The sequence below is a fragment of the Nioella sp. genome (genome assembly GCF_965215655.1).
Classification (GTDB): domain Bacteria; phylum Pseudomonadota; class Alphaproteobacteria; order Rhodobacterales; family Rhodobacteraceae; genus Nioella.
On sequence record NZ_OZ244111.1, the window covers coordinates 761,835 to 775,429 of the forward strand.

The following is a 13,595-nucleotide window of genomic DNA, read 5'->3' on the forward strand; positions in this document are numbered from 1 at the left end:
CATGTATCAGGATCTCAAACTCTTCATCGACGGCGACTGGCGGGACTCTTCCGACGGTCAGACCAAGCCCGTCACCGATCCCGCGACCGAGGAAACGCTTGGCACCATCGCCATGGCAACAGAGGCCGATGTGGATGCGGCCCTTGCCGCCGCACGCGCAGGCTTTGAGACCTGGCGGCGCGTCGGTACCTGGGACCGGGCGGCGAAGATCCGGCGCGTGGCCGACCTGATCCGCGAGCGAGCCGACCGGATCGCAACGCTCATGTCGCTGGAAACCGGCAAACCCAAGGCGGAATCGCTTGGCGAAACCAACGCGGCCGCCGACCAGTTCGAGTGGTATTCCGAGGAGACCAAGCGCATCTACGGCCAGTTGATCGAGGCGCGTACCGCCGACAGCCGCATGTCGGTGATCTACCAGCCCGTCGGCGTCGTCGCGGCGTTTTCCGCGTGGAACTTTCCCGCGCTTCTGCCCGCGCGAAAGATCGCCCCGGCCATTGCGGCGGGCTGTTCCATCATTATCAAGCCGGCGGGGGAAACCCCGGCCTCCTGCGCGGCACTGGTTCAGGCCTGTCAGGATGCGGGCCTTCCGCCGGGTGTTGTGAATTTCGTGACCGGGAATTCCGGGGCCATCGCGGAACAACTGATCCGCTCCCCCATCGTCAAGAAGGTCTCGGTCACAGGCTCGGTTCCGGTTGGCAAGCAGATCCTGTCGCTGGCCGCGGAAGGGGTAAAGAAAGTCTCCATGGAACTGGGCGGGCACGGCCCCGTCGTCGTGTTCAAGGATTTCGATCCGGTGAAAGCGGCCGAGGTCTGCGCGCCCACCAAGTTCCGCAATTGCGGGCAGGTCTGCATCTCGCCCACCCGGTTCTATGTCCACGAATCCCGCTATGAGGAATTCGCGGGCCGCTTCGCGGAAATCGCCAAGGGCCTCAAGATCGGCAACGGTCTGGACGACGGCGTTCAGGTCGGCCCGATGGCCAACCGCCGCGGGGTGGAGACCATCCGCAAGATGACCGAGGATGCCGTGTCGAAAGGCGCGGAACTGCTGGCCGGTGGCCGCGTGCCCGATGGCCGCAACCAGGGTTATTTCTTTGAGCCGACAGTTCTGGGCCGGGTGCCGGACAGCGCGATGGTGATGACCGAGGAACCCTTCGGCCCCATCGCGCCGATCACCACCTTCACCGATTACGACGAGGTGATGGCACGCGCCAACGGGCTGCCCTTCGGACTGGCGGGCTACGTGTTCACCAACGATCTCGGCCTTGCGACGCGCGCCTCTGAGGATCTGGAGCTTGGCATGGTCGGCGTGAATGAAATGCTGCTGGCCACCGCCGAGGCCCCCTTTGGCGGCATCAAGGAAAGCGGCATGGGGCGTGAGGGCGGATCGCTCGGCATTCATGACTACCTCAACCCCAAATATATCAAGACCAAGCTGCCGGAGCAGGGCGCATGACCGACAAGAAGGACCAGGGCTTCGCCCGCGGGCTGACAAACTATGGCGACCGGGATTTCTCGGTCTACCTGCGCAATTCCTTTGCCGCCTCCATGGGCTATTCAAAGGAGGTTCTGAAGAAACCCATCGTCGGCATCGCCAACAGCTTTTCGGGCTTCAACAACTGCCACCGCCATTTCCCCGAACTGGTGGAGGCGGTAAAGCGCGGTGTTCTTCTGGGCGGCGGGCTGCCAATCGAGTTTCCGACGATTTCTCTGGGCGAGGTCTATCTCAACCCCACCAGCCTCAAGTTCCGCAACCTGATGTCGATGGACACGGAAGAAATGATCCGCGCCCAACCGATGGATGCGGTGGTGTTGCTTGGCGGCTGCGACAAGACGGTGCCCGCGCAGCTGATGGGCGCGGCCTCTGCCGATCTGCCGGCGGTGCAACTGGTGGCGGGGCCGATGATGACCTCGCGCTACCAGGAGGAACGGCTCGGCGCCTGCACCGATTGCCGTCGGTTCTGGGGCAAGTTTCGCGCGGGCGAAGTCTCCAAGGCGCAGATCGAGGATATCGAGGGGCGATTGGCCACGACCTCGGGCACCTGCGCGGTAATGGGCACGGCCTCGACCATGGCCTGTATCGCCGAAACGCTCGGCATGTCGCTGCCCGGCACCGCCGCGATCCCGGCGGTCCATGCCGACCGTCTGCGCGCGGCAGAGGCTTCGGGGCTCGCGGCGGCGCGGATGATCGACAACCCGATCCGCCCAAGCCAGGTGATCACCGAGAAATCGGTTGAAAACGCCGTTCGGATTTTGCTGGCCGTGGGCGGCTCCACCAATGCCATCGTTCACCTGACGGCTGTGGCCGGGCGGCTTGGCATCAAGATTTCCCTGGAGCGCCTGAACGAGCTGTCGGACACAACGCCGGTTCTGGTCAACCTCAAACCCGTGGGTCAGCACTACATGGAGGATTTTTTCTTCGCCGGTGGCGCGGGCGCGGTTCTGCGCGAGTTGAAACCGCTCCTGCATCTCGACACGCTGACCGTTGCGGGCACGACACTCGGCGACCGGCTGGAGGAAGACCCCGGCTATGTCGATCACCGGATCATCGCCAAGGCCGAGGCGCCGCTGGAACCGCAGGGCGGGCTGGTCGCGCTGTTCGGCAATCTCGCGCCCCGTGGCGCCATCCTGAAACGCTCCGCCGCCGATCCGACGCTGTTCGAGAAGGAAGGCCGCGCGGTCGTGTTCAATTCACTGGAGGACCTGGCAAACCGCGTGGATGACCCCGATCTCGACATTACCGAGGACGATTTCATGGTTTTGCAGAATGCAGGGCCCAAAAGCGCCTCCGGCATGCCCGAGGCGGGCTACCTGCCGATCCCGAAGAAGCTGAGCTCCAGGGGCGTGAAGGACATGGTCCGCATCTCGGATGCCCGCATGTCGGGCACCGCGTTTGGCACCATCGTGCTGCATGTCGCGCCCGAGGCGTCCGTGGGCGGGCCACTGGCATTGGTCCGCGATGGTGACCGGATCCGGCTGTCGGTGGCCAACAAGTCCATCGAATTGCTGGTCGACGAGGACGAGCTTGCCCGCCGCCGCGCCGAATGGCAGCCGGTCAATGTCCCGCCCGAGAAACGGCGCGGCTATGATCGGCTCTATGCGGAAACCGTGCTTCAGGCCGATGCGGGGTGCGATTTCGACTTCCTGCAACCGCTGGCTGAAACAGGCGGCTGAGCACCTGAATAGCATTAAACAACGTGCCCCAAGGCGGTGATCCTTGGGGGCGTTCTTTCCAGGGGGGAAGGATGGGGGATTGCCCCCATGCCCTCTGCTTGCTGTTGTGACTAGGCTCGGGGCAGACACAATGATTGATCCCGGAGCCCCTGACCATGACCCGCCTTCTTGCCGCTGCCCTGACCGCCTTGACCCTTTCCACCGCCGCCGCCCATGCCGAATGCAGGGTGATTGAATTCGCCCCCGGAACCAATTCCGCGCAGGTGCACGCAACCTCCTATCACGCGCTGACCGAGTGTTTCTTCCTTCGCGTCCGCCCGGGTCAGGCCGCGCATGTGCGGATCATCGGCGGAACCGACACGACCTTTGATACGCCCGAAACCGGCCCCGACCAGATCGACACGTCCTTCCTGCTGCAGTCCAATTGGCTGGAGGTCTATATCAGCAAGGGTTCCGCGTACCCGGATCGGGAAAACGTGATCGTGGAGTTCACCATCGACTGAGCCGCGCGGTCAGTCGCCCCAGATCGTGGCGAAGCTGGCTCTGGATCGGCCCGTCACGAGGCGTATCGCGCAGGGTGGTGAACCAGTGGTCTGGCGGGTTCTTCCCGCGCCGGGCCTTGTCCCATCTCAGCGCGCGCAGAATCGTCTCGGCCCCTTGCGGCAGGCGGTCGGGGATCTCAAGACCGTTCAAGGTGGCCCAGACCCCGGTCCAGAGGCGGCCGACGGACCACGGGTTGTAGCCACCCCCGCCCAGAACCAGCAGGCGGGGTGCGTTCAGGTCCATGATTGCCCGGACCACGGCCCAATGTGCGTTATTGGACAGTGTCAGGCGCGACAGTGGGTCTTCCTCGACCGCGTCCGCCCCGCATTGCAGGACGATGGCGTCAGGGCGGAAGGCGTGCAGCGCGGGCAGGATCAGGTGGTCGCGGATCAGCGCCATGTCGCTGTCATTCAACCCGCGCGGCACCGGCAGGTTGAAGCAGTTGCCACCGCCGTCGTCAGAAAGTGCCCCGGTGAAGGGCCAGCGGCGGTCCTCGTGCACCGAGATCAGCAGCGTGTCGGGGTCGCCGGCAAAGCCATGTTCGACCCCGTCGCAGTGATGGGCGTCGATATCGACATAGGCGATGCGTTGCGCACCGGCGCGTCGCAGGGACAGCATCGCAAGAACCGGGTCATTGAGGTAGCAGAACCCGTTTGCGCGATCAGGCAGGGCGTGGTGGGTGCCGCCGCCGGGATGGTAGATGACACCGCCACCAGCCAGCAGCTCGCCTGCCAGCAGGGACGCCCCTGCGGCGGTGGCGGGGCGGCGAAACATTTCACCATAGACCGGGTTCGACACAGTGCCGATCCCGTGTCGCTCGCGGGTCTCCGTGCTAACCTCTTGCCGTGCCTCGGCCTCTTGCAGGGCAGAGAGATAGTCGGGTGTATGCCAGATCGTCAGAGCGGCGGGCTTGGCACGAGGGCTGTTTCGGTATTGGTCGGGCGGTAGCCAGCCCAAGGCGCGCGACAGGTCCATGACGGTCGAAACACGCGGCACCCGCAGGGGGTGATGCGCACCGTAAGAGGAATGGCGATAGATATCGGAGCCGAAGAACAGCGGCCGGGTTTCCCCGTCAGAGGGGCCTTGCGGGGGATCGGTATCGGTCATGCGTGATTTTCCGGCCATTGTCCGGAAAGACTTCGCGCCCAATGGCCGCAATTCAAGCCCTTCTGTTTGCGATCCCGGAATTTCCGCTTAGATTGATGGCTGAGCAGCACCGTCACAACAAGAGGCACCCAAGCGCAGATGGGAAGCTTTCGAACATATCAGGCGCCCATGCGACTGGACGGCGCGGGGAAGCGCGAGCCGCGAATGCAGTTCGCCGCGCTTCCGTTCCGGCGCAGGAAGTCCGAGGTTGAAATCCTGCTGATGACCAGCCGCGATACCGGGCGCTGGATCATTCCCAAGGGCTGGCCGATGGATGGCAAGACTCCGGCCGAGGCCGCCGCGCAGGAAGCGTGGGAGGAAGGCGGGTTGCGCGGGGTGATCAGTGAAACCTGCGCAGGCTTTTATTCCTATACCAAGTCGCTGCCGGATGATGGCCGGACCCCTTGCATCGTTGCCGTGTTTCCGCTGGAAGTGCGCAAGCTGGAGCGAGAGTTTCCCGAGGAAGGCATTCGCAAGCTGAAATGGTTTTCCCAACGCAAGGCCGCGGCCCGCGTCGATGAACCGGAACTGAAGAAAATCATTCGCAATTTCACTCCGGGAAAGTACTTGTGACGCCTGTGTGACGTTGCAGGGCTTGATTCTGCACCCGCGAAGATTACTGTTTTGAAATCATGATCCGCTACACGCTCAAATGCGCCGATGGCCACAGCTTTGACAGCTGGTTCAAATCCGCCGAAGCCTTCGAGGCGCTCGAAGGGCGGGGGATGCTGTCGTGTTCCGTCTGTGGCGGCGGCGCTGTGCAAAAGGCCATGATGGCGCCGGGCGTGGCGAAATCCGCCCCGCAGCGCGAGGGCTCGGCACCGCTCAAGCTGTCTCAGCCGGACAACCCGATGGAAGAGGCTCTCAAGGCCTTGCGCAAACATGTGGAGGAGAACTCCACCTATGTGGGCGGCAACTTTGCCAGCGAGGCGCGCAAGATCCATCTGGGCGAGGCACCCGACCGGCTGATCCACGGCGAGGCCAAGCCGGAAGAGGCCAAGGCGCTGATCGAGGATGGCATTCCCGTCGCGCCCTTGCCGATCATCCCAAAGAGCCGGAGCACCTGACATGCGCGCAGTCGTGACCGGGGCGTCCCGTGGCATCGGATTGGAACTGGTCAGGGGGCTGTCGGCGCGCGGCGATGAGGTTATGGGCACCTGCCGCGATGGTCAGACCCATGACGTCGGGGCGTGGCATGCACTGGATGTGACCGATCCGGGCTCTGTCGCGGCGTTGTCACACGCGCATCCTGCCCCGGTCGATCTGCTGGTGTGCAACGCGGGCGTGTATCTGGACAAGCTGCACCAGATTGATGACGGATTTCCGCCAGAGCTTTGGGCCGAGACCTTTGCCGTCAACGTGACCGGCGTGTTCCTGACGGTTCAGGCGTTGTTGCCGCAACTGCGCGCCGCGTCAGGCGCGAAGATCGCCATCATCGGGTCACAGATGGGCAGCGATACGCGCGCGCCGGGCGGGTCGTTCATCTACCGGGCGTCCAAGGCGGCGGCACTGAACCTTGGGCGCAACCTTGCGGCGGAACTGCTGCCCGAGGGGATTGCCGTGGGCATCTATCATCCCGGATGGGTGCAGACGGACATGGGCGGCACGGCTGCCGATATCACGGTGGCGGAGTCCGCAGCGGGGCTTTTGGCGCGCTTTGACGGCTTGTCTCTGGCCTCGACCGGCTGTTTCCTGACATGGGACGGGCGCGAGCACCCTTACTGAGCGGCCACGTCTGCCGGGCTGTTGCCTTCGACGAAGTCGCGCAGTTCCGGGTCCTCCAGCTGCATTTCGATGGTGCGAAGCGCGCTGTCCAGCGTGGCGCGGTGCAATGCGGCCAGATCGCCGTCCTGCAACATCTCGTCCATCCGTCCCTGAAGATCGCCTGACCGGATCGACGCATCTTCACAGGAATTGAGATCGAACTTGTCCCAATAGCCCAGGTCGATGCGGCTTTTGTCCTTTGAATTGGCGGTGCCGCGCAGGCGTTTGAGCAGAAACTCCTCGCGGCTTTTGATCGCATAGTGGTTCATCTGCGCGAAGTCATAGGCGACGATGTCCTTGTTCGACCGCCAGCCCCCACGCAGGTATTTTTCGCCCATCGGCTCGCCACGGGCATTGACCCAATTGACCTGATCGGGGTGAATCTCGACCTTCTTTTCAAAGCGGGGGCGGTGAACGCCGAAATAGTCGAAACTGGCCGGGCGGAAAAGCGTCTTGAATCCCCAGACCAGCCCGCTTTCGGGGTCCTCGATGCGACAGGCGCGGGTAAAGCGCTGCGTGACCGGGTCGGGCATCATGTGCCGCTGACCTCCAGAGCCGAAGAGCCGCCAGTTGATCGAGATGGCCTCGGTATTGTCTGGGCATGCGTCGAGCAGCGCGTCAACGGTACCGTCGCCCACATGGACATTGAGGAACTCATCCGCATCGGCAATCAGCACCCAGGACGCATCGCGCACCACATCCATCTGGTTGGCGCGGGAATAGGCACGGCGCTGCGGGTCCATGCGCGGGCCGAGCGGGTTGTCGTAATGATGCACGATCCCCATGGCGTCGAGCCGGTTGAGCAACAGGTTGGTGCCGTCGGTACAATCGTTCGAAAAGAGCACGAAATCGTCAAAGCCCAGGTTGCGGTAATGGGCAATCCATTCCAGCAGATAGGGGCCTTCGTTCTTCATCGTCGAGAGCACCACCTTGCGGCCATTGCCGGGGTAGGGGGGCGATAGTTTGGGGCGCAGGGAAGGCGTGGCGGGTTTGTCGTCTGGCATAGCAGCAGGTTCCGGTTCGGATATCGCAGCCCCGGTTTCGTCGATCACATCGCCGGTCTTGCGGGCCTTCTGGATTAGCGCGATCAGCCGGGCGCGGGTTTCCGGGGCCAGGTTGGCGGCGGGGGGCTGTTCGGGTTCTGATTTCTTATCCTGCCGTTCACCGGTTTCGAGGTCGACCCCGGTCATCTTGGCCAGTTCTTCCGCGTCCGTCGCATCCTGCCGCTTCTCGGCATTGCGGATGCCGGTGGACCGCGCGATCATCTTGGCGATGGTCTTGTTGGGCACGCCATCGGCCTGCATCTTGCGCACCAGTTCCTGAGTGTCTTTCGGCAGATGCTGGGTAAACAGCACCTCGTCCAGTTGGTCGATGCGCACCGCGCCCGCTTCCCTCAGGCTTTCGACCCATTCGTCATATTCACCCGTATGGCGCAGCTGATCGACGCGGGCGGCGTGATAGGCCAGCGCCTTGTCCTGCAACTCGGCCAGTTTCCTGTCCTTCAGCATCTCCGCCATCAGCGCCTTGACCTTGGGTGCATGACGGGCGGCGCTGACATTGGGTTCCTGTTCGTTGCGGTCGAAGATCGAGAAATAGGAGGCGTTATACTTGTCCTCCTTGTTGTTCACGTTGCCGCGCAGGCGGCGCAGCAGGTAGGCCTCGTAGCTTTTGACCGCGTAATGGTTCAGCTCGACGAAGTCATAGGACAGGGTCGGCCCCGTTGATCGCCAGCCGCTTTTCTTGAAGCTTTCGGTCATCGGCTTGCCGCCGCCATTCATCCATTTCAGCGCCAGCAGCTTTTCGACCTGCCCTTCCTTCGACGCCTTGTGCTTGATCGAGGGGCGATGGATGCCGAATTTCATATCGGGGAAGGGCCGTACCATCGACTTGACGCCCCAGCCCTTGCGGAACCGATCGGGCGCGCCGTGGGTGTAGCTTTCGGTCACCAGACCGGGCCGCCAGTCCAGAATGTCGTTGGAGCCATAGAAGCGCCAGGTGATCATGATGCCTTCGGTACCATCGGGCATGGCATCGACCAGTTCCTGAACGGTGCCGTCACCCAGTTTGATGTTCACGAACTCATCGGCGTCCATGGTCAGGACCCAGTCGGACTCGCAAATCTCCGGGTTCTTGCCCGCCAGCCACAGGGCGTGGGGCTGCGGTTTCTTGCCCTTGGGCACCTCGTTGCGGAAATGCTGGCAATAGCCCATCTCCTGCAACCGGATCAGCATGTCGTCGGTGCCGTCCTGGCAGTTGTTGGTGTAGACACAGATGTTATCGAAGCCCATCAGGTGGTGATAGGCCACCCATTCCAGAAGGCAGTGGCCCTCGTCCTTCATCATCGACAGGATCGTATACCTGTGCTTCGGCATGAACTGCCCCCTGGGCGCGTGCCCGTTACTCGTATCCTCGTGCCGGGCCGTCTGGCGGGACCGGTCATTCGCGTTGTCGTGGATTAAAGCGCATATCGGGCTGAAATGCGAGGGGCAGCATGCGGTCGGTTCCAATTGAAACCACTTTTCCTGTCACAAGGGGTGGGGTGATCACTCTCTCGTGATGAGCGAGAACTTTCCGTCGCGAAAAATTGTGTGCGAAAATGCGCAGAACTCTCTGCCGATTTCGCCGTTTTGGTCGGCTGAAACCGGGCCTATCTGCTTCCTCACAAGGCGGGTCGCACCGCCGCCACAACACCGCAAACAGACATACGACACTCGAAAGGAAAGACCCATGAAAACCCTCGCAATCACCGCTTCGCTCGTTGCCGCCCTGTCCGCACCGGCCTTCGCGAACGACAACCTTGCCGCTTCCGTCGGCGTGGAAGCAGGCCAGTACTCCCTGGCTGAACTGATCCAGCTGCGCGACGCATTGGAAGGCGATGACCGGGCCGCAGCAGCCTTCATCCTGAATGGGAGCGCAAACCCCGTTGACGGATCGGTCGCTTATGAGGCGCGTCTGCGTCAGGCCGAGGAAGACGGCGACTTCGCCATCGCATCCTACCTGCGCAACAGCGGCTCGGAAGTGATCTCGACCCAGAGCTTTGGCATGAATGAAACCGCCGCTCGCATCTTCGCGGAACTGGCAGCCGCCGACGACAACTAAGACCTGGGCGGGCCGGACCGGCCTGCCCTGACCGCCCCATCCCTGACCGTCCCCCTGTTCCTGATCCGACCCCTCCCCAAGCGGATCACCCATGGATGCGGTGCGGTGAACCGGTCCCGACGCGAAAGCGCCGGGGCCGGTTTGCGTTTTGCAGCCGGAACCGGATCAGCCAGTGGACAGCACCGTCCGCGCCAGCGCCTCGACATAATCATCGACCGTTCCGGCAGACATGCCGCAGCGCAGGCTGTCATGGTAGAGCATCCGAAGCAGCAGCTCGTCATGGCGGGTCAGCACGCCGAATTCCTCGTCATCGTTGAAGATAGACGGCCACGCCTCGGGGCTGTCATTGGCAAGCCCCATACCTTGTGCCAGCTCCTCTTCGATACAGGACCGGCGCATCAAAGGCGGGTGTTCGGCGCGCACGATGGCGATGGCCTGCTGGTAGCCATCTGCGGGATTGGCGCCGGGGATGGCCACGACCATGCAGAACGTATTGGGCCGCATCCGCAGGATCGCCCCCTGCGCTGCGCGGCTGAGCCCCGGCGCGATCTGTTGCAGGACGGAGCGGGCATTGGCGCGCTCCTCGTCATTGAGGATCAACACGTGAAAATTGGGGTTGGACCCAACCACGCGGATCGGGTGCCCGCTGGCCCGCTGCAGCCGTTGCGCCACGCTTTGCACCGTGGACAAGTCGCGCTGTTGTTGCGGTCCGCTGACGGACGGACCGAAATGAACGCCCAGGCGAATGGGCTGTTCCCACCGGCGCAGGGCCGATGCGCCCCCACCTTGGGCGGTGCCGCCACCGCGAAGGGAATATTCCGACCGCATCGCAATCGCCATGAAGTTGCGCGCCAGGGTCTCTGCGTCAATGCCGACGATTCGTCGTTCCTGCCGCAAGAGCCCCTGCGACACGAGCTGATGTTCCAGTTGCTGGTAGTAGCTGGCCAGTTGGATGACGGATTGGTGCTGTGCTGATGCGCCCGTCGCCCCAAGGGCGCAGACCGCGCATGCGGCGAGGGAAAGGATCAGTCGGGCAAGCGCGCCCCTTGCGGGCGTGTTGCGGGTAAAGATCATGTCTGTCTCCGGCACAGGTGTCGGGATCGGCACCGGCGAGCGATCCGGGCCTTTGACAATCAGTGTTCTGGGGCTCTTTCAGACTGTCAACCGCTGAGCGGAAAATGTGAACGCGAAGAAAAGCGGCCTGCCTGCTCGCAGGAATGCTAAACCTTTGGTGGAAATCGTGAAAACGGATGATATCGGCGCAAACCGGATTTCATCACTTTTTGGGGTTTCGCTGGAAAACACGTAGCTGAGGAAGAATCGGCGGGGCGCGGGTTAAAGCGACGCCGTCACCCCGGCGCTTTGCAACTGGTGCAGGCGCGCATAGGCCCCGCCCGCCTGCATCAAAGCCTCATGAGTGCCCTGTTCCACGACCCGGCCCTTGTCCATCACGACGATCAGGTCAGCGTCACGGATGGTGGACAGGCGATGTGCGATCACCAGCGTGGTGCGCCCCTTCGAGAGGCGTGAAAGCGCCTCACCCACCAGTTTCTCGGATTGCGCATCAAGCGCCGAGGTCGGTTCATCGAGCAGAAGGATCGGCGCATCGCGCAGCATGGCGCGGGCGATGGTCACGCGCTGGCGCTGTCCGCCGGACAGACCGGACCCGCGCGGACCGACGGGCGTCTCCAGCCCAAGCGGCAGGGCCTTGGCGAAATCCAGAACAGACGCAGCGTCGGCAGCGGCGCGCACGTCTTCATCGCTGGCATCGAGCCGCCCAAGACGAATGTTCTGGGCAATGGTTTCGTCGAACAGCGCCTCGGCCTGTCCCACGAGCGCGATGGAGTCGCGCAGGCGCTCCAGATCGGCATCGGTCGTGGTGGTGCCGCCAAGGGTGATCTGTCCCGATACCGGGTCCACAAGGCGCGACAGCAATGCGAAAACGGTGCTTTTTCCCGCGCCCGAAGGCCCGACAAGCGCGGTGGTCTTGCCTTCGGCGGCGGTGAAGCTGAGCCCTTGCAGAACCGGCGTGTCGCCATAGGCGAAATCGACCGCGTCGAACACCACATCGCCGGCGGCCAGCGGTTTGGGGGCAGCGGGCGTCAGGATGGTCGGGCGCGCCTCAAGCACTTCGTAAAGCCGGTCGAGCGAGGCCATGGCGGCCTGCACATTTCCGGCCAGAGCGGACAGGCGCCGCAGCGGATCGAAGACCAGTGCCAGCGCGGTAAAGAAGGACATGAACTGCCCCACGGTCTTGTCACCCGACATGATCTGATGACCGCCATAGATCAGCACCGCCATGAAACCGATGGCAGCGATAATGTCGATCAGCGCCGGGTTGGCGGCCTTGCCCCGTTCCGCCCGCAACTGCGCGGCTAGGAAGCCGTTCACTTCGCGATCAAAGCGGTTGGCCTCGTGGCGTTCCAGCCGGTTGACCTTGATGGACACGATGCCATGAAAGATCTCATCAAGTTGCGTCGAGAGGCGCGAGGCGGCTTCGCGGGCAGCGCGGGTGGTCTTTCGGATCAGCTTTTGCAGGAAGGTCAGCGGGAAGATCAGCAAGGGCACGCCCGCAAGCGCCAGAAGCGCCCATTGCCAGTCCGACCAGATCATGACGGCCAGCAGCGATATGACCGAGATGGTGTCGCGCCCGAGCGTCATCAGCGTGGCGCTGGCCAGTCCTTGCAGCGCCAGCGTGTCGCCGCGCACCCGTTCAATCAGCGCGCCCGGCGCGTTGTCCTGAAAGTACCGCGCGTCCAGTCCCAGCAGATGTGCCAGCAGCCGCGATTGCAGATTGGTGGTCACGCGCAGGCCGACAGTGACGATCAGCACCCGTTGCCCGAAACCTGAAATTGCGCGCAGTATGAAAACGCCCGAGATCGCCATGGCGACCCAGGTGACCGCACCCGCGTCCCCTGCAACGAAGACCTCGTCGAACAGTGGCTGGATCAGGTAGGATATCGCGCCAAGCGATCCGCCTTCGATCACCATCAGCAGGAAGGCCACGACCAGCAGCGGCCAGAACTGCACCACGTGGTCCCGCCACAGGCGGATCAGCAGGTTTGTCTTGGGCTCATTCACGGCGCAATACCCAGTCCAGCAATCGGTTTCCGCCTCGGGTCTCGGTGAAACGAGCGGTCAGCGTTTGGGGATCATAGACCGTGTCGACCCAGTCCAGAAAGCCGATACCCGTCTTTTGGCGTGCATCCGCGTAGGCGGCAACAAACGCATCCAGAATGCCCGTGCGTGTGAACCGGAAATGCGCGTGTTTCCACGACAATTGCCGCGCGGCTTCGTCTGGCCCGGCCCCGTTTGACAGAAGATAAAGCACAGAGGCCAGCCCGGCCCGATCGGCCCCGGATTTGCAATGCATCAGCATCGGCTGTTCGGCTGTCTGCATCAGCGCCAGCGCTGTGTGGATCTCCTCTCGCGTCGGGGCGGTGTTGGAACTGAGCCGACCGTTCAGCAGGGTGATGCCATGGCGGGCACAGGCCTCGACCTCCAGCAGATAGCTGCCCCAGTGGTTGACGCCGCGAAAGTTCAGGATTGTGCGAATGCCCATATCCGCGAGCACGGCCACCCGTTCAGGCGAGGGCTGGTTCGATCGCCAGACGCCCGGCGCGATTTCACGGGCATTCGTCCAGAACCGCCGGACGAAACCATGATCCAGCACATTCATGTCATAGCGCGCAGCTGCGCGTGCCCCGGGGGCATCCAGATCCGCCGACCAACCTGCACGCCAACAGGACAGCGCTGCTCGGCGGCGCGCGCGGCGATTGCGCAGGGCTGTCTTCAGGGCGGGGATCACGGGGGCAAGCGCCTCGGGCTGTTTCGGGTAGAGGGCTGATTACGCTGGACAGAGCCGTTTCACA

General features: G+C 63.2%; 12 protein-coding genes. 7 read left to right on the forward strand and 5 right to left on the reverse strand.

Features of this window, described 5'->3' with window-relative positions:
* The first annotated feature begins 1 nt into the window (after nt 1).
* From ACOOEX_RS03920 to ACOOEX_RS03930, 3 genes are all read left to right on the forward strand, one after another.
* Nucleotides 2–1,453, forward strand: a complete 1,452-nt coding sequence (locus tag ACOOEX_RS03920) for an NAD-dependent succinate-semialdehyde dehydrogenase (RefSeq protein WP_420397213.1) — start codon at nt 2–4, stop codon at nt 1,451–1,453.
* Entirely contained in the window at nt 1,450–3,171 is a 1,722-nt protein-coding gene (locus ACOOEX_RS03925; protein WP_420397214.1) for an IlvD/Edd family dehydratase, read from the forward strand. Before ACOOEX_RS03920 ends, ACOOEX_RS03925 begins: the two co-directional genes overlap by 4 nt.
* Before the next feature lie 155 nt (nt 3,172–3,326).
* On the forward strand, nt 3,327–3,674 hold the full coding sequence (locus tag ACOOEX_RS03930; protein WP_420397215.1) for a hypothetical protein: 348 nt from the start codon (nt 3,327–3,329) through the stop codon (nt 3,672–3,674).
* Here ACOOEX_RS03930 and ACOOEX_RS03935 read toward each other — a convergent pair.
* The gene (locus ACOOEX_RS03935; RefSeq protein WP_420397216.1) at nt 3,661–4,821 is read right to left on the reverse strand and encodes an acetoin utilization protein AcuC; all 1,161 of its coding nucleotides are present in this window, start codon (nt 4,819–4,821) and stop codon (nt 3,661–3,663) included. The genes ACOOEX_RS03930 and ACOOEX_RS03935 overlap by 14 nt on opposite strands.
* A 168-nt stretch (nt 4,822–4,989) precedes the next feature.
* Between ACOOEX_RS03935 and ACOOEX_RS03940 the strand changes: the two genes are divergently transcribed.
* Genes ACOOEX_RS03940 through ACOOEX_RS03950 form a run of 3 tightly spaced genes read left to right on the forward strand, consistent with a single transcriptional unit; the run spans nt 4,990 to nt 6,585 of the window.
* Nucleotides 4,990–5,433 carry an NUDIX hydrolase gene (locus ACOOEX_RS03940; protein ID WP_227434889.1) on the forward strand — a complete coding sequence of 148 codons (444 nt, stop codon included), beginning with the start codon at nt 4,990–4,992 and terminating at the stop codon, nt 5,431–5,433.
* A 59-nt stretch (nt 5,434–5,492) separates the two neighbouring features.
* On the forward strand, nt 5,493–5,927 hold the full coding sequence (locus ACOOEX_RS03945; protein WP_420397217.1) for a DUF1178 family protein: 435 nt from the start codon (nt 5,493–5,495) through the stop codon (nt 5,925–5,927).
* 1 nt (nt 5,928) lies between these two features.
* Nucleotides 5,929–6,585 carry an SDR family oxidoreductase gene (locus tag ACOOEX_RS03950; protein WP_420397218.1) on the forward strand — a complete coding sequence of 219 codons (657 nt, stop codon included), beginning with the start codon at nt 5,929–5,931 and terminating at the stop codon, nt 6,583–6,585.
* On the opposite strand, the gene ACOOEX_RS03955 is transcribed toward ACOOEX_RS03950, so the two are convergent.
* Nucleotides 6,579–8,996 (reverse strand): glycosyltransferase family 2 protein, encoded by a 2,418-nt coding sequence (locus ACOOEX_RS03955; RefSeq protein WP_420397219.1) that lies wholly within the window; start codon nt 8,994–8,996, stop codon nt 6,579–6,581. The genes ACOOEX_RS03950 and ACOOEX_RS03955 overlap by 7 nt on opposite strands.
* 355 nt (nt 8,997–9,351) lie before the next feature.
* Between ACOOEX_RS03955 and ACOOEX_RS03960 the strand changes: the two genes are divergently transcribed.
* Nucleotides 9,352–9,723, forward strand: coding sequence for a hypothetical protein (locus tag ACOOEX_RS03960; RefSeq protein ID WP_420397220.1), 372 nt, complete (start codon nt 9,352–9,354; stop codon nt 9,721–9,723).
* A gap of 165 nt (nt 9,724–9,888) precedes the next feature.
* Here the strand turns inward: ACOOEX_RS03960 and ACOOEX_RS03965 are convergent, their stop codons facing one another.
* The 3 genes from ACOOEX_RS03965 to ACOOEX_RS03975 form a co-directional block, all read right to left on the reverse strand.
* Complete coding sequence (locus ACOOEX_RS03965; RefSeq protein WP_420397221.1) at nt 9,889–10,797, reverse strand: DUF2927 domain-containing protein; 909 nt, start codon at nt 10,795–10,797, stop codon at nt 9,889–9,891.
* Nucleotides 10,798–11,058: 261 nt separating this feature from the next.
* Nucleotides 11,059–12,804 carry an ABC transporter ATP-binding protein gene (locus ACOOEX_RS03970; protein ID WP_420397222.1) on the reverse strand — a complete coding sequence of 582 codons (1,746 nt, stop codon included), beginning with the start codon at nt 12,802–12,804 and terminating at the stop codon, nt 11,059–11,061.
* Nucleotides 12,797–13,531, reverse strand: a complete 735-nt coding sequence (locus tag ACOOEX_RS03975; RefSeq protein WP_420397223.1) for a fused DSP-PTPase phosphatase/NAD kinase-like protein — start codon at nt 13,529–13,531, stop codon at nt 12,797–12,799. The genes ACOOEX_RS03970 and ACOOEX_RS03975 overlap by 8 nt, the downstream gene beginning before the upstream one ends.
* Between the last annotated feature and the right edge of the window lie 64 nt (nt 13,532–13,595).